At 56.9% G+C, this 20,391-nt stretch carries 20 protein-coding genes and 1 tRNA gene; 14 read left to right on the forward strand and 7 right to left on the reverse strand.

The features are described 5' to 3' along the window. Positions 1-109 precede the first annotated feature (109 nt). The gene (locus tag EI291_RS14370; RefSeq protein WP_125421190.1) at positions 110-619 is read left to right on the forward strand and encodes a DUF4126 family protein; all 510 of its coding nucleotides are present in this window, start codon (positions 110-112) and stop codon (positions 617-619) included. Positions 620-693: 74 nt separating this feature from the next. Here EI291_RS14370 and EI291_RS14375 read toward each other — a convergent pair whose 3' ends face one another. Beyond that, positions 694-1,014, reverse strand: a complete 321-nt coding sequence (locus EI291_RS14375) for a hypothetical protein (RefSeq protein ID WP_125421193.1) — start codon at positions 1,012-1,014, stop codon at positions 694-696. An 81-nt stretch (positions 1,015-1,095) separates the two neighbouring features. On the opposite strand from EI291_RS14375, the gene EI291_RS14380 reads away from it, so the two are divergent. From EI291_RS14380 to EI291_RS14395, 4 genes are all read left to right on the forward strand, one after another. Then, positions 1,096-1,857 (forward strand): Dph6-related ATP pyrophosphatase, encoded by a 762-nt coding sequence (locus EI291_RS14380; RefSeq protein ID WP_170172647.1) that lies wholly within the window; start codon positions 1,096-1,098, stop codon positions 1,855-1,857. A gap of 51 nt (positions 1,858-1,908) precedes the next feature. Continuing rightward, complete coding sequence (locus EI291_RS14385; RefSeq protein ID WP_125421196.1) at positions 1,909-2,316, forward strand: thiol-disulfide oxidoreductase DCC family protein; 408 nt, start codon at positions 1,909-1,911, stop codon at positions 2,314-2,316. Positions 2,317-2,350: 34 nt separating this feature from the next. Next, a complete protein-coding gene (locus EI291_RS14390) occupies positions 2,351-3,355 on the forward strand; it encodes a zinc-binding dehydrogenase (protein WP_125421199.1) in 1,005 nt (334 codons plus the stop codon). 111 nt (positions 3,356-3,466) lie between these two features. Beyond that, positions 3,467-3,739: a hypothetical protein gene (locus tag EI291_RS14395; protein WP_125421201.1), complete on the forward strand. Its 273-nt coding sequence runs from the start codon at positions 3,467-3,469 to the stop codon at positions 3,737-3,739. 83 nt (positions 3,740-3,822) lie between these two features. Here EI291_RS14395 and EI291_RS14400 read toward each other — a convergent pair whose 3' ends face one another. Beyond that, positions 3,823-5,235: an FAD/NAD(P)-binding protein gene (locus EI291_RS14400; protein ID WP_262697276.1), complete on the reverse strand. Its 1,413-nt coding sequence runs from the start codon at positions 5,233-5,235 to the stop codon at positions 3,823-3,825. Positions 5,236-5,476: 241 nt separating this feature from the next. After that, on the reverse strand, positions 5,477-6,442 hold the full coding sequence (rfaD, locus tag EI291_RS14405) for an ADP-glyceromanno-heptose 6-epimerase (RefSeq protein WP_125421207.1): 966 nt from the start codon (positions 6,440-6,442) through the stop codon (positions 5,477-5,479). 155 nt (positions 6,443-6,597) lie between these two features. Between rfaD and EI291_RS14410 the strand changes: the two genes are divergently transcribed. The 5 genes from EI291_RS14410 to EI291_RS14430 all read left to right on the forward strand — a co-directional run bounded on the left by EI291_RS14410 (position 6,598) and on the right by EI291_RS14430 (position 10,695). Further along, a complete protein-coding gene (locus tag EI291_RS14410; RefSeq protein ID WP_240635558.1) occupies positions 6,598-7,521 on the forward strand; it encodes an ABC transporter substrate-binding protein in 924 nt (307 codons plus the stop codon). Between the two features lie 10 nt (positions 7,522-7,531). Next, positions 7,532-8,533, forward strand: a complete 1,002-nt coding sequence (locus EI291_RS14415) for a FecCD family ABC transporter permease (protein ID WP_125421210.1) — start codon at positions 7,532-7,534, stop codon at positions 8,531-8,533. Positions 8,534-8,647: 114 nt separating this feature from the next. Beyond that, positions 8,648-9,067, forward strand: a complete 420-nt coding sequence (locus tag EI291_RS14420) for a 6-pyruvoyl trahydropterin synthase family protein (RefSeq protein ID WP_125421213.1) — start codon at positions 8,648-8,650, stop codon at positions 9,065-9,067. A 99-nt stretch (positions 9,068-9,166) separates the two neighbouring features. Next, positions 9,167-10,276: a lipid-A-disaccharide synthase gene (gene lpxB / locus EI291_RS14425; protein WP_125421216.1), complete on the forward strand. Its 1,110-nt coding sequence runs from the start codon at positions 9,167-9,169 to the stop codon at positions 10,274-10,276. A gap of 71 nt (positions 10,277-10,347) precedes the next feature. Next, complete coding sequence (locus tag EI291_RS14430; RefSeq protein WP_125421218.1) at positions 10,348-10,695, forward strand: tetratricopeptide repeat protein; 348 nt, start codon at positions 10,348-10,350, stop codon at positions 10,693-10,695. Positions 10,696-10,785: 90 nt separating this feature from the next. Here the strand turns inward: EI291_RS14430 and clpX are convergent, their stop codons facing one another. From clpX to EI291_RS14450, 4 genes are all read right to left on the reverse strand, one after another. Beyond that, positions 10,786-12,009 carry an ATP-dependent Clp protease ATP-binding subunit ClpX gene (gene clpX / locus EI291_RS14435; RefSeq protein ID WP_125421221.1) on the reverse strand — a complete coding sequence of 408 codons (1,224 nt, stop codon included), beginning with the start codon at positions 12,007-12,009 and terminating at the stop codon, positions 10,786-10,788. Between the two features lie 236 nt (positions 12,010-12,245). Further along, entirely contained in the window at positions 12,246-12,953 is a 708-nt protein-coding gene (locus tag EI291_RS14440; RefSeq protein ID WP_125421224.1) for a ClpP family protease, read from the reverse strand. A gap of 167 nt (positions 12,954-13,120) precedes the next feature. After that, positions 13,121-14,449, reverse strand: a complete 1,329-nt coding sequence (tig, locus tag EI291_RS14445; RefSeq protein ID WP_125421227.1) for a trigger factor — start codon at positions 14,447-14,449, stop codon at positions 13,121-13,123. Between the two features lie 121 nt (positions 14,450-14,570). Continuing rightward, positions 14,571-14,652, reverse strand: a tRNA-Leu gene (locus EI291_RS14450). A gap of 315 nt (positions 14,653-14,967) precedes the next feature. Between EI291_RS14450 and EI291_RS14455 the strand changes: the two genes are divergently transcribed. The 4 genes from EI291_RS14455 (at position 14,968) to EI291_RS14470 (ending at position 19,422) form a co-directional block, all read left to right on the forward strand. Next, on the forward strand, positions 14,968-17,175 hold the full coding sequence (locus tag EI291_RS14455) for a RelA/SpoT family protein (RefSeq protein WP_125421230.1): 2,208 nt from the start codon (positions 14,968-14,970) through the stop codon (positions 17,173-17,175). A 143-nt stretch (positions 17,176-17,318) separates the two neighbouring features. Further along, on the forward strand, positions 17,319-17,807 hold the full coding sequence (locus tag EI291_RS14460; protein ID WP_125421233.1) for a Fur family transcriptional regulator: 489 nt from the start codon (positions 17,319-17,321) through the stop codon (positions 17,805-17,807). Then, complete coding sequence (locus tag EI291_RS14465) at positions 17,804-18,151, forward strand: STAS domain-containing protein (protein WP_125421236.1); 348 nt, start codon at positions 17,804-17,806, stop codon at positions 18,149-18,151. The genes EI291_RS14460 and EI291_RS14465 overlap by 4 nt, the downstream gene beginning before the upstream one ends. Then, a complete protein-coding gene (locus EI291_RS14470; RefSeq protein WP_125421239.1) occupies positions 18,151-19,422 on the forward strand; it encodes an adenylosuccinate synthase in 1,272 nt (423 codons plus the stop codon). The genes EI291_RS14465 and EI291_RS14470 overlap by 1 nt, the downstream gene beginning before the upstream one ends. Positions 19,423-20,391: the final 969 nt, after the last annotated feature.

Consider the following 20,391-nt stretch of genomic DNA (forward strand, 5'->3'; position numbering starts at 1 on the left):
CCTGCAGCGCCACGTTGCGGGCTTTTTGCTGGTCAATTCAGCCGCTTACGCCCGAAAAGCCGTTTAACCGGAAAACTGATTCCGAACTTCGCTTCCTTCGAATAAAACTATGAGCAAGCATCAATGGCAAACCGTGGGGCTGGGCGTACTGGCAGGCTTCCGCAGCATGACAGCTCCGGCTTTGTTAAGCAGCAACCTCCTTACCTACCATCCCCGCACGCTGGATGGCTCGCCCCTGCGTCTGTTGCGCAAGCCGCTGGTGGCCCACGGCCTGAAGCTGCTGGCCGCTGGTGAGCTGGTAGGCGACAAACTCCCGCAAACCCCCGACCGCACCGACGCTACTCCGCTGCTGGGCCGGGCGGCGGCGGGCGCGCTGGTAGGAGCCACGCTCTACCGTGTCAACCATGATAATCAGTGGCGTGGAGCCCTGTTGGGTGGGCTGGCGGCCGTGGCAGGTACTTACCTGAGCTATTTCCTCCGCAAAAAAGCCACCGAAGAATCCGGTCTGCCCGGTGGTTTGGTTGGGGGCTTCGAGGACTTGCTCACGCTGGGCTCCGGGCTGGCCCTTACCAAGGGTTCCCATGCCGGCGAACCGGAATCCAGACGCTGGGCATTGTAATACCTTACTGCTCTGATTGAAAAAAGGCCCTTTCAACTGGTGAAAGGGCCTTTTTAGTGGTATTTAAGCGGTGCCTATTGTTCTCGGGTTGAGGCATTGCCTTCCGGTGAGGACTGCGGCATGGTGCTGGTAGGAGAGTTCGGATTATTGGGCGCGGCATCAAGGCCTGCATCAGCGGAAGTTTTCTGGTCGGCGGCGGAGCCTTTGCCTGTCGGCGTATTTACCTCCTGCTGGCCGCTGATGCTGTCGAGGTTGGTTTCGGTGGCGCGGGCTTTGGGGGCATCCGAGAAATCCTGACTGGCCTGAGGGTCTTTGCCGGGCGTGTTGTTATAGTCGCAGGCGGCCAGTGAGCAGGCCAGTGTGGCAGTCAGGCCAAGAGAAAGAAGACGTTTCATGGTGAGATAACAGGGAGGTGAAGTGGCTTTCAGGCACAAACGTGCCGGGTGCGGCTGCGGTTGCGCGCCTATCTTTGGCCCATGTCCATTCCTGCCCTGATGAACTGGAGCGGCGGTAAAGATTCGGCCCTCGCCCTCTACCACGCCCTGCGCAATCCTGCTTTGCACGTTACCGACCTGCTCACCAGTGTAAATGCCCACTACGGCCGCGTATCCATGCACGGTGTGCGGGTGGCGCTGCTGGAGGAGCAAGCCCGCCGCATCGGGCTGCCGCTCACGAAGCTGGAGCTGCCCGAAATGCCGGATATGGCCGACTACGAAGCCCGAATGCGGGCTACGCTGGCACCCTTGCAGGCGCAGGGCATTCAGCGGGCCATCTTCGGGGATATTTACCTGGAAGACTTGCGCCGTTACCGCGAGCAGCAGCTGGCCGGCATCGGACTGGTAGCGGAGTTTCCGCTCTGGCAGCGGCCTAATGCTGATTTGCTGCGCGAATACCTGGACCTGGGCTTCCGGGCGGTGGTGGTGTGCGTGAACGAAAAATTTCTGGACCGGAGCTTCTGCGGCCGGGAGCTGAACGCCGACTTCCTGCGCGACCTGCCGCCCGGCGTAGACAGCTGCGGTGAAAACGGCGAGTACCACAGCTTCGTGTTCGACGCACCGTATTTCAGCAGCCCCATCCCGTTTGAGCTAGGCGACATCGTGCGGCGCACCTACGCCACCCCGGCCGCCAGCAGCAGTACCGTCTGCAGGTCCGATGACGCGTCCGAAACCAAGCCCGCCCCCTTTGATACCGGCTTCTGGTATTGCGACCTGCTACCAGTGGCCCGGGCGGCCTCCTGAAACCTTTGAGGTGGTTTGGCAGTCCCTATACCAGTTCCAATCCGCCTGCTTATGCCCGATGCGTCGGCTGTTATTCTCTTTGACGGCGTGTGCAACCTCTGCAACGGGTTTGTGCAGTTTGTCATTCGCCACGATGCTGCCGGCCGGTTCCGGTTTGCAGCGCTGCAGTCGGAAGCCGGGCAGGCGCTACTGCGGCAATACCAGCTTCCCACGCCCACCGAGCCCGACTCTGTAGTGTTGGTAATGGATAAACGCGCGTACACGCACTCCGCAGCAGCATTGCAGATTTTGCGTGGGCTGGGTGGCGGTTGGCGGTGGCTGGCTGGGTTGGGGCTGCTGGTGCCACGCCGAGTGCGGGACGCTGTGTACCGGCTTATTGCCCGGCACCGGTACCGCTGGTTTGGCCGACAGGAGGCCTGCTGGCTGCCCACGCCTGCGCTTCGGGCCCGGTTTCTATAGCTTTTTTATTTCCTCCCACTCTTTCCCTTACAGTATGCACGCTCTCGTTCTGGCTGGTATTAATCAGCCCGCCGTTTTACAGGAAGTTCCCACGCCCCAGCCCGGTCCCGGCCAGGTGCAGGTGCTGCTCCAGGCGGCCGCCCTTAACCACCGCGACGTCTGGATTCAGAAAGGCCAGTACGCTGGGCTGAAGTTCCCTATCATCCTAGGCTCCGATGGGGCCGGCGTGGTAACGGCCCTGGGAGCCGGCGTAGATGCCAGCCTGCTGGAACAAGCCGTTATCATCAACCCCGGCCACAACTGGGGCCCCAACCCCGCCGCCCAGGGCCGTGAATTCCAGATTCTGGGGCTGCCGCAGGATGGTACGTTTGCCGAGTACGTATGTGTGCCCGCCGAATACGTGCGTGCCAAACCAGAGAATCTGAGCTTTGAGGAAGCCGCCTGCCTGCCCCTGGGCGGCGTGACGGCCTACCGCGCCACCTTCACGCGGGCGCAGCTACAGCCCGGCGAGCGGGTGCTCATCAGCGGGGTGGGAGGCGGCGTGGCGCTGCTGGCGCTGCAAATGGCCGTAGCCGTGGGTGCTGAAGTGTGGGTTACCTCCGGCTCGGAGGAGAAAATTGCCCGCGCCGTGGAATTGGGCGCGAAAGGCGGCATCAGTTACCATACAGAGAACTGGCCGGCGACGCTTATCAAGCAGTCCGGAGGCGGTTTCGATGTGCTGGTAGACAGCGCTGCCGGACCCGGTTTTAATCATTTGGTAGATGCCGCCAACCCCGGCGGCCGCATTGTGTTCTATGGGGCCACGCAGGGGGATATTCCGGAAGTAGCCGCGCGTAAAATCTTCTGGAAGCAGCTGTCGGTGCTGGGCTCCACCATGGGCACTCCCCAGGATTTTGCGGCTATGGTAACCCTGTTTGAGCAGCATCAAATCCGGCCGGTTATCGACGAAACCTTCCCGCTGGCCGAGGGCGAACAGGCCTTGCGCCGAATGGCCGATGGATTGCAGTTCGGGAAGCTTGTACTAAAAATACGAGAGTAGGCTTTCTGCGTTTTAGCGGGAATAAAAGCAGAAAAAGTGATTGATTTTGGAATTTTACTTGTGCTAATTTAGTTAGTTATTTAACCAATAAACGAGTAATTTTCCGCCCGTATGAAAACGCCCGCTGAATATCTTGCCTGCCCGGTTTTTGAGTTGACCTACCCCACCGGCGAAACTGCTGAGTCGGTTCCGGTAGTGGCGTACGATGACGCCGTCCGGGCTGTGGAAGCGGCGCTGGCCGATGCAGAGAAATACAAGTACCTGCTGATGCGGGCTCTGCGCCGTTCCGGCCCGGCGCAAAACTATCCGCCAGTAGCGGCAGTCGGCCCTGTTCCTAAAACGCTGGTTGTGCCGCTGTATACGCCTACCGAAATAGCGGCCTAAGTGCCCGTATCAAGCCCCGTCGACTGTTAGCTCATAAATTTTGATGAGTTATCAGCCGGCGGGGTTTGTCTTGGTCCGCCAAATCAATTGGTGGTGGCTCTGTTTTCCAGCAGGCGTCTGCCTAATTCCCGGGCTAGTTCCACTGCCTGCTCTCGTAACTCCGGTACGGCTGTCGATTCGAAGAAGGCCGGCCGACGACTGGGACCCAGCGTGAATAAAACTTCCGAGGCTTGGCCCTGGGCATTCAGCAGCGCGCCATATGCATCGGTCTGAATGCCCAGATGCAGCTCATCGGGCTGCAGATTGCCGCTTGTTCGCAGGCCCACCACCAATGGCTCCTGAATCCGGCTGTAGTCAAGCAGCGGGCCGGTGCAGGCAATAACGTGCCGGGCAATCAGCTGCCGGGGCGGCTCCTGGCCCTTTTGCACCGTCACGCGCAGGTTTTTAGTCATCGGCACAATATCCCGTACCCGGCCAACTTCCGACTGTACCTGCCCGGATTGCAGCATTTCGCTGATGATAGAGGCATTTTGTGGCGGGCTGCGGTGCCGTACAACCGACCAGATACCGGCCAAATGCCGTAGAAAGCGGGCCTGTTCGGGCAGTGGCCACCCGGCCCAGATACGGCCCAAATGCGGCCGCAGGGTATCCAGCACCGTACGCCAGTTGATGCCCTGCACCTTGGCAATACGCACGTGTCGTCGCACTGTCTGCAGCACTGCCAGCACAGTATCGGCCCCGGCTAACTCAGAGGCATAAAAATCAGGGTAGCTTGTCTGCTGAAACTCGTGCGCGGCCGGCCAGCGCCCATGCCCCGATACTGCCGTAACCGTGCCTTGGTGGCCATCAGCCCGAAGACCAAGCAGAACATCAATGGCCGTCAGCCCCGTACCAATCAGCAGCACCGAATCGTGCGTATCGATGTTGCGCAATGCGCCCTGAGCCCAGGGATTACCGTGAAAGTTGGCGTGGGCCAGATACTCAGTGCTGCGGGTAGTGGGCGGCGGTGGCGGAAAATTGCCCAAGGCCAGCACTACGTATTCGCTGAGAAGCTCCGTACCATCCGAGAGCTGCACTGTAGCCGCCTTACTATCTGGCTGCACCACTACGCTACGAGCAGTCTGATTGTGCCAGGTAAACCGAAATCCGTTCAGCGAAGGCCACTCTAGTACCTGGCTGACCAGCTGTTGCATGTAACGGCCGTAGCTTTGGCGCGAGCAAAAGCTCTGCTGGCATATCTCGGAGCTGGTCAGCCGCAGCCAGTTCTGAAAATGGTCGGGCTGATCCGGGAAAGCACTCAGAAACTGGCTTCGTACGTTCAGCAGATACTCGGGTCGGCGGGCTGTATAGGCCAAGCCTGGCCCTGGTACCGGCCGGGGCTCCACCAGATGCACGTCGCAGGCGTACGGCAGGTCGCCGGAAAGGCGGGCCAGCTGTACTGCCAGCATCGAGCCCGAAAATCCACCGCCTATAATCGTTATGCTTCTGCGTTGCACCAGCCGAGTGTGTAAAAGAACCTGCGAGTAAATTACTCTGGAAAAAATGATATAAAAATTAATTTTTGCTATATAAATGAAAAACAATATCCGCGCTGGTGCGCTCAGTTTGACTGCTCAACTTGCATAACTTGCTGACAAACAGCCAACAGAAAATGCCACGCGGTGCGGATACCAGGTGGCATTTTCTGTTGGTCAATCTGAAATAAATCCTGACGGAAAGCGTCGGATTTTTGGCCGATTAGTAGTACTGACCCGTTACCAGATAGTTGCGCACGTAATCCGTCACGCCATCTTCCAGCTTCGTAAACGGCCGGTCGTAGCCAATGGCGCGCAGCTTGCTCATGTCGGCCTCGGTGAAATACTGGTAGGTGTCCCGGATGTCCTCGGGCGTGTCGCGGAAGCGGATATCGGCCGTTTGGCCGAGGGCGGCGAAGGTGCTGAGTGTGAGGTCGAGGAAGGTACGGGCTTCGCCGGTGCCCAGATTGTAGATGCCGGAGTGCTGGCGCATCTGCATCAGGAACATGCACACTTCCACTACATCCTTCACGTACACAAAGTCGCGCTGCTGCTCCCCATCGGCAAAATCGGGGTTGTGGGAGCGGAACAGGGTCATGGAGCCGGTTTCCTGAATCTGGCGGAAAGCGTGCAGAATCACGGAAGCCATGCGGCCCTTGTGGTACTCGTTGGGACCGTACACGTTGAAAAACTTCAGACCCGCCCAGAAGAACGGCTTTTCGGGCTGCTGAATGGCCCAGTTGTCGAAGTCGTTCTTGGAGTCGCCGTAGGGGTTCAGGGGTTTGAGCAGGGGCAGCAGGGCGTCATCATCAGAGTAGCCCAGGGAGCCGGAGCCGTAGGTGGCGGCCGAGGAGGCGTACACCAGCGGCAACTGATACTGCACGCAGGCCTGCCACATCTTCTGCGAGTACTCCAGGTTGAGCGTGTTCAGCACGTCCCGGTTCTGCTCGGTGGTATCGGTGCGGGCTCCCAGGTGAAAAACGAATTCCACCTGCTCATGATGCTGCTCCAGCCACTCAAAAAACTCCTCCCGGTCCACGTATTCCCGCAGGTGCTTGCCCTTCAGGTTGGCCAGCTTCCGCTCGGCAGTGAAGTTATCTACCACCACGATGTCGTTGAAATTGGCGGCATTGAGGCGGGTTACAAGACAGCTGGCAATAAAGCCGGCGGCTCCGGTTACAACAATCATAGGACAGAAATTTTGCTCAAAAGTAAGCCGGTTTGGGCGGATTGACTGGGGCTGCCGAAATTCCTCTGCTACGGACCCTGCACCATAACTGAAAGCAGGAGCCATAGGTTACTGAGAACAGTGGCTGGTTGGAAACGGCCGTTACCTTTGCGCCCATGTTCCGCTCTGCCTTCTGCTGGATGCCTCTGCGCCGCGCTTGTGCGTGGCTACCGCTGCTGGTCGCCCTGGCCGCCTGCCAGCCCGATACCCCGGCTACCACCGAAACCAACGCCACCCACCAAGTGCGCGACGACCTGGGCCGTACCCTGACGCTGCCCACGCAGCCGCGCCGCGTGATGGCCCTGGCGGCTTCCATGACGGAAATGCTCTACGCCGTGGCGGATACGGCCTCCATCGTGGCCCGCACCCAGGTGTGCGACTACCCCGCAGCCGCCCTCCGCAAACCCGTTGTGAACAGCTATCCGCTGGATTTCGAGCGACTGGTGGCGTTGAAACCGGACATCGTATTCACTACTGAGGGCATTACTTCCCTGGCTGATGCCCAACGGCTGCAGGAGTTGGGCATTCCGGTGTACTACCAGCGCTACGAGAAGGTAGACGACATTTTCCGGGGCCTGACCGACCTGGGCCGGTTGCTGCACCGGGATCAGCCCGCCCGCCGCGTGGTGGATTCTTTGCAGCAGCAGCTTGCTACGCTGGTCTCACCAGTTACGGGCAAGGCCCGGCCCCGCGTGCTGGCCATTACCTGGTCGGACCCCATCTATGTGTACGGCCAGAACACACTGTTTACCGATAAAATCCGGCTGGCCGGTGGGCAGAATGCGGTGGTGGAGCAGTTCAAGCAGCCCTACCCGGCACTTACCCGCGAGTATATCCTGAAGCTGAACCCTGAAGTAATTCTGGGCGGCAGCTTTGGCAAGATGGACAGCACGTTTTTCAAGCTTTACCCCGAGCTGAAGCGCACCCGCGCCTACCAGACCCGCCGCATCTACGACCCCACCGACGACCTGATGTCGCGCCCCAGCCCACGGGTGGTGGAGTCGGTGCGGGAGTTGCGGCAGTTGCTGTCGGAGAAATAGTCTGCTGCTGATGTCCCGTTCCGCCCTGCCCTGGATACTGGTCTGCCTGCTGCTGCTACTGGGGCTGCTGGTGCTGGGAATGCGCGTGGGCAGCTATGACACCAGTTTCGCGCTGCTGGGCCGTACCCTGCTGCACTACAACCCCCAAGACCCCGCCCAACTGGTACTGGTCGAGCTGCGCCTGCCGCGCCTGCTGCTGGCCCTGCTGGCCGGCGCGGCCCTGGCCGTGAGCGGCTACCTTATGCAGCTGATGGTAAACAACCCCCTGGCCGACCCATACTTATTAGGCACGGCTTCGGGCGGGGCGCTGGGGGCCAGTATCACGTTTGCCTTCCTGCCGACGTTGATGGTGGGCGGCTTGTATCTGCCGCCGCTGGCTGCCTTGGCCGGTGCGCTGGGCGTGACATTGCTGGTCGTGGTAATTGGGAGCCGCCGGGGGCGCATCATTCCGGCGCAGTTGCTGCTGGCTGGCGTGGCGCTCAGCTCCCTGACCACGGCGCTGGGCGGACTGCTCACGTTTCTGGCCGCTACCGAGGAAAAGCTGCGCACCATTACTTTCTGGGCGCTGGGGGGCTTTGAGCGGGCCAGCTGGGCGGTTCTCCCGTATCCGGCTGTTGCATTGCTGGTGGGCTTGGTGGGCCTGTGGCTTTTGCAGAAGGACCTGAACCTCTTGCTTCTGGGGGAGGAGCGGGCCTCGGCCCTGGGCCTGTCGGTGGCGCGCACCCGCTGGCTGCTGCTGCTGGTTGCTTCCGGCCTCACGGGCTGCGCTGTGGCTCTGTGCGGGCCCATCGGGTTTGTGGGGTTGGTGGTGCCGCACATTACGCGGTGGCTGCTGGGTACGGTGCGCCGCGGCAATATGGTGTTCTGCGCGCTGCTGGGCGGTACGTTTATGGTGTTCTGCGACCTGCTGGCCCGGCTACTGTATCCGCCGGCGGGTTTGCCGGTGGGCTTAGTTACGGCCCTGTTCGGCGTACCGTTCTTCGTATATTTGCTGCGAAAACAGGGAACCTAGGGAGTTGAAAGCCCGGGCGCTTGGATACTGCACACGGGGCTATGTATGTACCGGTGGCTGCCCCGCGCTTGTATTCAACTCTCAGCGTGCCCAAGTACCCAAGTCCCTTACCAAATGGTTTACATCAGCCGACAGGAACACTTCAACGCGGCCCACAAGCTCCACAACCCCAATTGGAGCGAGGAGCGGAACCGGGAAGTCTTCGGCCCCTGCGCCAACGCCAACTGGCACGGCCACAACTACGACCTCATCGTCACCGTCAAAGGCCGCCCCGATCCGGAAACCGGCTTCGTCATCGACCTCAAGCAGCTCAGCACGGTGATCCGCACGCATATTGTGGATGAGGTGGACCACAAAAATCTGAATATCGACGTGCCCTTCATGCAGGGCCAGCTGGCCAGCACCGAAAACCTGGTAATTGCCTTCTGGAATATTCTGCAGCCCGAAATCGAGCGAATTTCCTCCGCCAGGCTGCACAGCATCAAGCTCTACGAAACGCCCCGCAACTTCGTGGAGTATTTTGGTGAGGAGTAGACGATGAATGTGGAATTATGAGAGCTGAATGATGAATGGAAGTAGTCATCGACTCTGCAAATTCATCATTCAGCTCTCATAATTCATAACTAACGAGAAATGAAGTACTACCTGATAGCGGGCGAGCGGTCCGGGGATTTTCACGCGGCTAATCTCATGCGCAGCCTGCGCGAGCAGGACCCCGAAGCCGAGTTCCGCTGCTGGGGCGGCGACATGATGCAGGAAGCCGGCGGCACCCTCGTGCACCACTACCAGGAAATGGCCATCATGGGTTTCTGGGAGGCGGCTACCAGCATCCTCAAATTCCGGGGCTACCTGCGCGAGTGTCAAAAAGACCTGCTCAGCTACCAGCCCGACGTGGTGATTCTGGTGGATTACGCCGGCTTCAACATGCGCGTGGCCAAGTTCGCCAAAGCCGCCGGCCTGAAGGTGTTCTACTACATATCTCCCAAAATCTGGGCCTGGAACCAGGGCCGCGTGCACCAGGTGAAGCAGTTGGTGGACAAGATGTTCGTGATTCTGCCCTTCGAGGAAGAGTTCTACCAGCGCTTCGATTACAAGGTGGACTACATCGGCAACCCCACCGCCGACGCCGTGGCCGAGTTCCAGCCCACCGCCGACTTCTACGAGCGTAACGACCTAGACCCGCTGCGGCCCATTATTGCCGTGCTGCCCGGTTCCCGCAAGCAGGAAATCGAGGAGATGCTCTATGAGATGGTGGCTATTCTGCCCCCCTTCCTCGATTACCAGTTCATCGTAGCCGGCGTCGATAACCTCGACCAGAACTACTATGCCAACTTCGAGCGCAACAACGTCCGCATCCTCTTCGACCAGACCTACGACCTGCTGGCCCACGCCACCGCCGCCCTCGTCACCAGCGGCACCGCCACCCTCGAAACGGCCCTGTTCGACGTGCCCCAGGTGGTGTGCTACCGCACCAGCGCCGTGTCGTACGCCATTGGCAAGGCCGTTATCAAAGTGCCTCACATTTCCCTGGTCAACCTCATTGCCGGCCGCGAGGTGGTAAAGGAGCTCATCCAGGGCGAATTCAACGCCCGCAACCTCGTCACCGAGCTCAAGAAAGTAACCGCCGACGAGCAGTTCATCGCCCAACAGAAAGCCGGTTACGCCCAAATTCGCGAGAAGCTAGGCCAGCAGCGCGCAGCTAATAAGGCGGCCAAGCTGATGGTGGGGTATTTGAAGGGATAAATATTTATGAGTGATATTAAAGTCACAGGTGATTGTTTGTATGAAGGGGGAGATAAATTACAGAAAAGTACTTGAAAATTTGGATATATTATATAGTAGAAGCTGAAAAAATTGAAATATATAATAGATATCTTAGTCTGATAAGATCAGCTGCTTATTCAGGTAATCACAGAGCCCAGTTCGAGTTAGCTCTGCATTACGAAGAGTTTAATTTCTTTGGATTAAATATGAATTACAATAGAAGGAAAGCTATGTATTGGTATAAGAAAGCCTGTGAAGGGAATATAGCTGATGCATGTAATAATCTTGCAACATGTTATAATTCAGAAGAAAAAAAAGAGGAAGCAATGGCTTTCTATAAAAAGGCTATAAATTTAGGAAGTATTTTAGCAAAGAAGAATTTGCGAGGGTTACTTTGAATAAGCAAATCCACTTTACTAGAAAGTAAATGGCCTCGGCAAATACATTACGTATCTGCCGAGGCCATTTACTTTCTAGTAAAGTGGATTTTACGCCGCGCGCAGCTGTTTCATAGCCGTTTGCTCGAATTTACTCCGGGCATATTCCTCGTCAATTACTAGTTCGGTGGCACCTTCCTCCGACGGCATATCGAACATGGCATCGGTCATGATGCCTTCACAGATGCTGCGCAGGCCCCGGGCGCCGAGGCGGTACTCATCGGCGCGCCGCACAATGTACTCCAGGGCACCTTCCGAGAAGCTTAGCTGAATGCCTTCCATATCGAAGAGGCGCTGGTACTGCTTCACGATGGAGTTCTTGGGCTCTGTCAGGATTTTGCGGAGGGTAGCGTGGTCGAGCGGGTTGAGGTGGGTAAGCACCGGCAGGCGACCAATCAGCTCCGGAATCAGGCCGAAAGCCTTCAAGTCCTGGGCGGTTACGTAGCGCAGGAAGTTGTTCGTGTCCACCTTCTCGTCCAGCTGCGTCTTAGCAAAGCCGATGGGCTTGGTGTTGAGGCGGTTTTTGATGATACGGTCAATGCCCACAAATGCCCCGCCACAGATGAACAGGATGTTTTCGGTATTCACCGTAATCATCTTCTGCTCGGGGTGCTTACGGCCGCCGTGCGGGGGCACGTTTACGGTAGTGCCTTCCAGTAGCTTCAGCATGGCCTGCTGCACGCCCTCACCGCTCACGTCGCGCGTGATGCTGGGGTTGTCGCTCTTGCGGGCAATCTTGTCAATTTCGTCGATGTACACGATGCCGCGCTCTGCCGCTTCCACGTTGTAGTCGGCCGCCTGCAGCAGGCGGGTCAGGATGCTTTCCACGTCCTCGCCCACGTAGCCGGCCTCCGTCAGCACGGTGGCGTCGGCAATGCAGAAGGGCACCTGCAGGATGTTGGCCAGCATGCGCGTGAGGAAGGTCTTGCCCGTGCCGGTTTCACCCACCATGATGATATTCGACTTCTCAATCACCACGTCGTCCTTCTGCGGTTTCTGCATCAGACGCTTGTAGTGGTTGTACACGGCCACCGACATCACCTTCTTGGCTTCGTCCTGGCCTACCACGTACTGGTCGAGGTACTCCTTCATCTCGCGGGGCTTCACGAGGTTGAATTTCGGTGCCTTGGAGTTGGCCCGAATCTTATTCTCCTCGTTCAGGATTTGCTGAGCCTGGCCCACACACCGCTCGCAGATGTGGGCGTTGATGCCCGAAATCATCACCGAAACGTCTTTTTTGCTCTTGCCGCAGAAGGAGCACGTAATATCCGCCATTGCTAAAGTAACTCGCTGAAAAAGGGGAGGGGATAGGTAGCTTGCGCCAGCCTTCCACAAAGGTACGAAAAGGCCAACGCCCTATAGGAGAGAAAAAGTGCCCCCACAGTTGCCTTCTAACTTAACAAAAAAGCCCGCCAAAGCGGGCTTTTTTGTTGTAACAGGTTCAAGAGAACGTCATTCCGAGCAAAGGGGGAGCCGTAGCTGAGGAATGACGTTCTTTTGTAAATGAAGGCTTAAGCCGACTTTTTCTCCAGCACCTCGTCAATCAGGCCATACTCTTTGGCCTCATCGGCGCGCATCCAGTAGTCACGCTCCGAGTTATCGTAAATTTCCTGGTAGGTTTTGCCGGTGTGCTTCGCCAGAATGTCATACAGCTCTTTCTTGAGCTTTAGAATCTCGCGGGCCGTAATTTCAATGTCCGTCGACTGGCCTTGTGCGCCACCCGAGGGCTGGTGAATCATCACGCGGGCGTGGGGCAGAGCCGAGCGTTTGTCTTTGGCACCACCGGCCAGCAATACCGCACCCATCGAAGCAGCCAGACCAGTACAGATAGTGGCCACATCGGGGTTCACGTACTGCATCGTGTCGTAGATACCCAAACCGGCATACACCGAGCCGCCGGGCGAATTGATGTAGAGCAGGATGTCCTTCTTGGCATCAACCGACTCCAGAAACAGCATCTGCGCCGTCAGGATATTGGCAATGTAGTCGTCCACGGCCGTGCCCAGGAACACAATGCGGTCCATGATCAGGCGCGAAAACACGTCGATTTCGGCGAAGCGCGTGGGGCGTTCCTCAATTACCGAGCGGGTCATACCGGTGGGCATGATCAGGCCGTTGCGGGTCTGGCCTTCAACGTGCTGGATGTATTGGTCAACGCCCAGACCGCTCAGGCCCTGGCCTTTCACGGCAAATTTGCGGAACTCTTGTTTATTCAGCATGGGAAGAAAAAGGAGTTGGAATGTAGAGGTGAGAAATAAGAGCCTCAACGCTGCCTATACGGACGAACCGCGTGGCGGAGTTCAAAACCCTTAAAGGCGGACAACAAAAAAGCCCTTACGGCAAGTAAGGGCTTTTTTGTTGGTTCAAGAACCGAAAATGTCAGCAATTAGCCGGCATTCTGATTGCGGAAGTCCTCGGCCGTAATCGGGTTGTCATTAACAACAACTTTGCCGCGCAGGTTTTCCAGTACTTTTTCTGCCAGAATGGCTTCGTACTCGTCCACGTAGTTCTTGCCGTTCTCCTGACGCAGGTAGTTGTCAGCAAAACCACGTACCGACTCTTCCAGCTCGGGCGTCAGCTCCATGTTGAACTGGCCCAGGATTTTCTGGATAGTACGGTCCAGGATTTCTTCGTTCGACACCTTCAACTCGTTGGCTTCTACCACTTTGTTGCGGATCATCGACCACTTCAGCTCCTTCTCATAGTCTTCGTAGTGCTCTTCAATCTGCTCGGGCGTCAGCTTGCCCTGGTTGGCACGCTCCAGCCACTTCTTGAAGAAGTCCTTGGGAACTTCGATGGTGGTGTTTTCCAGCATCTTGTCGATGATCTGACGGTTCATCAGATTGTCAGCCTCCCGGTCGTAGTTCTCGAGCACCGTCGAGCGAACTTTCTCTTCGAAAGCTTCTTTCGAGGTGATTTCGTCCTTGCCGAATACTTTGTCGAACAGCTCCTGGTTGAACTCAGCGGGAGTGGAACGCTGGATTTTCTCTACGGCCAGCGTGTACTCGCCCTCGATTTTGTCAGCTTCTTCCTTGCTCAGGCCCGTGAAGTTACGGATGGCCTGCAGGTCGTCGCCGAAAGCTTTTTTCAGGTCGAAGCTAACTTCGTCACCGTTTTTCACGCCTACAAACTTGTCAGCATCGGCTTTCAGCTTGTTGGTGGGCAGCAATACCACGCGGCCTTCACCTTCCTCGCCGGCTTTCTTCAGCTTGCCGTAGATGAAGTCGTTGGCTTCCGACGTCTCGGGCTCGGTGGTTTCGCCAAACTGGCGGCCCAGCTGCTCGTAGGTTTCGCTCAGCGTGTTTTCGTCGAGGTCAACTTTGTGACGGTCAACGCTAACGGCCTGGTCGGCGGGCAGGTCGAACTCGGGCAGCAGGCCCAGCTCAAACTGGAAGGAGTAGTCCTTCTGGTTATCGAAGTCGATGTCGGTAGCCACGGGCAGGGGCTCACCCAGGATTTTCAGGTTGTTCTCCTTGATGTAGCCATCCACCGATTTGCCCAGCAGCTGGTTGATTTCCTCCACCAGAATGCCTTTGCCGTACATTTTGCGCACCAGCGTAACCGGCACCTTGCCCGGGCGGAAACCCTTGATCTGCGCCTGTTTGCTATATTCCTTCAGCTTGCTCTCCACGGCGGGAGCATAGTCAGCCTCCGTGAGATTCACTGTCAGGATGGCATGGAGCTGGTCGTCTTTCTTGTTGAGGGTAATGTCCAAAACTAAGGGTCGGTTAAGGGTACTACGTTGGGGTAAACACTGGGCCAAAACCCGGGTAAAAAGAAACCCCCAACGGGTGGGTTGAGGGTTTAAATGCGGTTTTTACAACAAAAACCTAAAGTGCGGATGGAGGGACTCGAACCCACACGCCTTGCGGCACCAGATCCTAAGTCTGGCACGTCTACCAATTTCGCCACATCCGCGTCGCAAGGCCAACTGCCTCGGGGGCGCAAAACTACGGAAGCCTACCGGAAAAACAAATGCTTACGTAAACTCTGCCGGTTTATTCCTGTTGCCTCACCCCAGGTAGTGGCTTACTTGACAGAGCTGAAAGGGCCAGTGGCCGAGATTAGCCATGGTTTTTGTTGAAACCATGTAATTCTGCACCATCCAGTCAATGCCCGTGTTTTATGGGCGGTGAGTGTTACACTCTTGTTCGGTACCTGACGCATGCTTCCTGCGTAAGCCGTACCTTAGCCATTCCTTATTCCGGTGCCACCCGGTGCCGCCCGCGTACCATGTCTATCGTCATCGACCCCGAGGTAGAACGCCAGGAAATTCTGCGCCACTACCGCCGCCTGCTTCGCACCGCCAAACCTTATCTAAAGGAAGGCGACGCCAAGCTGATCAAAAAGGCCTTCAACACCTCCCTGGAAGCGCACAAGGAGATGCGCCGCAAATCCGGCGAGCCCTACATTCTGCACCCGCTGGCCGTGGCTCAGATTGTGGTGGAGGAAATCGGCCTGGGTACCACCAGCATCATTGCGGCTCTGCTGCACGATGTGGTGGAGGATACGCCCTGGGAGGTAGCCGACGTGGAGCGGGAGTTTGGGCCCAAAGTGGCGCGCATCGTGGATGGCCTCACCAAAATTTCGGGGGTATTCGACTACGGCACCTCCGAGCAGGCCGAGAACTTCCGCAAGATGCTGCTTACGCTGTCGGACGACGTGCGCGTGATTCTAATCAAGCTGGCCGACCGCCTGCACAACATGCGGACGCTGGACTCGATGCCACGCCACAAGCAGCTCAAAATTGCCTCCGAAACCATCTACCTCTACGCGCCGCTGGCCCACCGCCTCGGTCTGTACAGCATCAAAACCGAGCTGGAGGACCTCTACCTGAAGTACACCGATACCGAAATCTACACGGAGCTGGTGAACCGGGTGCGGCAGAGCCGGGCGGCCCGTAACCGCTTTATCAAAGAGTTTGTACTGCCCATTGATGAGGAGCTGAAAGCACAGGGGTTCCACTACGAGGTAAAGGGCCGGCCGAAAAGCATCTACTCCATCCTGCGCAAAATGCGCAAGCAGAACATCACCTTCGACGAAGTGTATGATCTGTTTGCCATCCGCATCATTCTGGATGTATCGCCGGAGCAGGAAAAAGCCGCCTGCTGGCAGGTGTACAGCATCGTTACCGATTTCTACCAGCCCAACCCCGACCGCCTGCGCGACTGGGTGAGCACGCCCAAAGCCAACGGCTACGAGAGCCTGCACACCACCGTCATGTCGCGCACGGGCCAGTGGGTGGAAGTGCAGATCCGCAGCCGCCGCATGGACGACATTGCCGAAAAAGGCTACGCGGCCCACTGGAAATACAAGGACGCGGCCACCGCGCAGTCGGAATCAACGCTGGAAGCCTGGATCAACAAGGTGCGTGAAATGCTCGAGTCCAATAACTCCAGCGCCCTGGAGTTCATGGATGAGTTCCGCCAGAATCTGTTTGTGAAGGAGGTGTATGCCTTTACTCCCAAAGGCAAGCTGGTAATTCTGCCGGACAAGGCTACGGCCCTGGATTTCGCCTTCGAGATTCACTCGCACATCGGCCTGCAGTGCCTCGGGGCAAAGGTAAACCAGAAGCTGCAGCCCCTGAGCTACCAGCTGCGCAACGGCGACCAGGTAGAAATCCTGACCTCACAGAAGCAGAAACCTACCGAGGAGTGGCTGCAGTATGTGACCACCTCCAAAGCCCGTACCCGCATCAAAGACTGGCTGCGTGATGATAAGCGCAGCAAGTCCGAGGATGGCCGCTACCTCGTGGAAAAGCGCCTGGAATTACTGGGGGTAGAATATAATCCCGACAATCTCAACCGCTTGCTGGCACACTTCAACACCAGCAACGCCACCGACTTCTTCTACCGCATTGCCATCGGGCAAATCGACGGCCGCGAAATCCAGAAGGATCTGTTCGACCCTAGTGTGGAAGCACCCCGGTTGCCTTCCATGCTGGAGCCTAAGGCCTTTGATCATGAGGTGCAGAAAGTACGCGGCGTAAATGCCAATATGCTGGTTATCGGGGAGCGAACCGACAAGTTCGACTACACCATTGCACCTTGCTGCAACCCCATCCCGGGCGACGACGTGTTCGGCTTTGAAACCGACCAGGGCATTGTGATTCACCGCACATCCTGCCCGAAAGCGGTGCAAATGATGTCCAACTTCGGCAACCGCATCGTGCGCGCCAAGTGGACGGATCAGTCGGAACTGGCTTTCCTGGCTGGTATCCGCATCAAAGGATCCGATAGGGTAGGGCTGGTAAACGACGTAACGCGCATTATCAGCAACAGCCTCAAGGTAAACATGCGCTCCATCACCATCGACTCCGACGACGGCATGTTCGAAGGCCAGATTATGGTGTTCGTCAACGATACCGCTCACTTGGATAAATTGATCCAGCGCCTCGTGAAAGTGAACGGTGTGCTGCAAGTAGAGCGGTTTGATTCCTGATTTGGCTCTAAAAAGTTTTCCTCGAAAAGCGCGGTATAAAAGAGTATAAGAAGTTCCGAGTCTGCCAGGACAGTATGGCCAGATCAAGTGCTAACCTTCTACTATTTCTGCGGTTTTCACTCCTTATAATAAGGCACCAGCTAATGTCCTTTCCTGAGAAGCATCTTAATAAAGAAAAATACGAGGAGGTAAAGAAGATCTTCACCGCCTACCTCGAGAATAAAGGCCTCCGCAAAACGTCTGAACGATATGCCATTCTGGAGGAAATCTATTCCCGCACCGGCCACTTCGATGTGGAGGAGCTTTACGCCGGCATGAAGGAGCAGGGCCTGCAGGTGAGCCGGGCCACTGTATATAATACTCTCGATCTGCTGGTGGAACACGGTTTGGTCAGCAAGCACCAGTTCGGCCGCAATCTGGCGCAGTACGAGAAAAGCTACGGCTACCGCCAGCACGACCACGTCATTTGCACCGAGTGCCATAAAGTGGTAGAGTTCTGCGACCCGCGGATCCATGGCATCCAGACGATGGTCGGGGAGTTGCTCAACTTCCATATCTTGCATCACTCTTTGAACCTTTATGGCGTGTGCGGCGACTGCCGTGCCAAAGCCGCCCGCTCTCAAGCCGAATGAAAACTGATTCCGCCATCCAGGATGGTATCCTCTTCGTGCGCCTTTCCGGCGACCTGATCGGTAGCCCCGACACCCAGCAACTGCTCCAGAGCGTCGACCAGCACTTGGGCGAAGAGCTGCGCAACTGTGCCGTTGACTTGTCCGGCATCCGGTACATCAATAGCACCGGCATCGGAGTACTGGTTTCCTTGCTGACGAAGTTTCGCAGCCGTGGCGGCGAGCTGATGCTCATCAACCCCGCCGATCATCCGCGCAAAATGCTGGCTCTAACCAAGCTCAACGCTATTTTTTCCATTGCAGACGATGAACAGTCGGCTGCTCAACAACTGAAAGCTTTAAACTAATGCCCGTTGACGTACTAGTAGGATTACAGTGGGGGGATGAAGGCAAAGGCAAGATCGTCGATGTGCTGGCCCCCACCTACGATGTAGTAGCCCGCTTCCAAGGCGGACCCAATGCCGGTCACACCCTCACCTTCGGTGGTACCAAGCACGTGCTGCACCAAGTGCCTTCCGGAATTTTCCACCCCCACATCATTAATGTAGTCGGCAATGGTGTGGTGCTCGACCCCGTGGTATTCCGCCAGGAACTCCAGAAGCTCACCGACCGGGGTGTAAACTGGGAGCAGAACCTCTACATCTCCCGCAAGGCGCAACTGATCCTGCCTTCGCACCGCGCCCTCGACCGCATTAACGAAGAAGCCCGCGGCGGCAGCAAAATCGGCTCTACCCTGAAAGGCATCGGCCCCACGTATCAGGATAAAATCGGCCGTACCGGCCTCCGCGTAGGCGACATCCTGCTGCCCGACTTTCAGGAACGGTACCAGGAAGCCGTATCCCGTCACACTACCCTTGCTGAATTCCACGGCCGCGGCCTCGAAATTGAAGAATTCGAGGCCGATTTCTTTTCCGCCGTCGAGTTCCTGCGCACGCTCAAGCTCACCGATACCGAGTATCTGCTGAACGACCTGCTGCGCCAGGGTAAAAAGGTATTGGCCGAAGGTGCCCAGGGCTCCATGCTGGATATTGACTTCGGTACCTACCCGTATGTTACTTCGTCCAGCACTATCGTGGCTGGGGCCTGCACTGGCCTCGGCATTGCGCCGCGTCATATAGATAAGGTATACGGTATTAGTAAAGCCTACTGCACCCGCGTGGGCAGCGGCCCATTCCCTACGGAACTGCACGATGCAGTAGGGGAGCAGATCCGCCAGGCCGGCCGCGAGTTTGGCTCTACTACCGGTCGCCCCCGCCGTTGCGGCTGGATTGACCTACCCGCTCTGCGCTACAGCATCATGCTGAACGGCGTAACCGAAATTCACCTTATGAAGGCCGATGTGCTGGATGAGTTCGATGAAATCCAGGTCTGCACCCACTATCAGCTTCCCAACGGTGAGCAAACCGACCACCTGCCCGACCACGGCGACCTAGAAAAGCTCACTCCTATATATAAGAGTCTGCCCGGCTGGCGCACAGAACTGCAGTCCATCACAGATTCGCAGGCTCTACCCCAGCAACTGAAGGATTACGTCCGGTTCTTGGAAGAGCATCTGGAAGTACCAGTAAGTATTGTAAGCGTTGGCCCCGATCGGGTAAGTACGCTTCACATGAGCTAGCCATGTTTTAAACAGCTAGCTAAAACAAGAAACCCCGCCTACAGCTTCGTAGGCGGGGTTTCTTGCTCTATTCACACGACGAGCTTAGATTTTTTAACAAGCTCTCGAACTTTCTATCCGCTTTAAGTAGTTGTGCTACAGCAAAGAGCGCAATCAACAGCCGGCCTTGAACGGGTTTTTTCGCCGGTGGGTTTGGAAATGCCGCAACAACCTACCACTTTTGCACTCCCAATCCGGAACGCGGAGCGGGCCGCTGCCAACCTTCGGGCCACCAGCGCGAAACGTCTTCCTCGCCTCCCGGCCCTTTTAGCCGCCCCCGTCTTTCCTTCGGAAAGGCCCGGTGAAAAAAAGGTAGTCACCGGGGTTGCATAAGTCAGCAAGAAGTTGCTACCTTTGCACCCCGCTTCAACCGGAGGCGCTTTTCACTAGTCGAAACCGAAAAACTTTTTTCGCCTCGCTCTTGGAAAAAGGAAGAAAAGCTTGCTACCTTTGCACCCCGCTTTCGAACGAGAAACCGGGCCAGTGAATCGGAAACGAAGAAAATGCAAAAAACTTTTTCTTCTCTGGTTCTTGGAAAAAGCAAAAAGCTGCTTACCTTTGCACCCCGCTTCCACCGGAAGCGGATTCACTGAAAAACGAATCACTTTCGAAACTCGCTTCGAAAAAAAAGTTTTTCAGAAAAGGTTGCAGTTTCAGAAAAGCTGCTTACCTTTGCAACCCGCTTCAATCGGAAGGGGTTGACAACACGAATACTTCGCCGCTTTCGAGCGGTACACGGTAGGGCCCAACGGGGCACTGCACACGTTCTTTGAATGACTGGAAAAGACAAAAACGGTAAGCGGCTTCGCTTCTGCGTAAGTAGGAAAAGAAGTCGACATTACAGGTTTTCAAGCGAATCATGGGATGAGCCCACAAGCAGCTCGTCAAATATACCGGGTCGGATCAGCACTTGACATCAGCTCATTTTCG

The organism is Hymenobacter rigui (assembly GCF_003944715.1).
Lineage (GTDB): Bacteria > Bacteroidota > Bacteroidia > Cytophagales > Hymenobacteraceae > Hymenobacter > Hymenobacter rigui.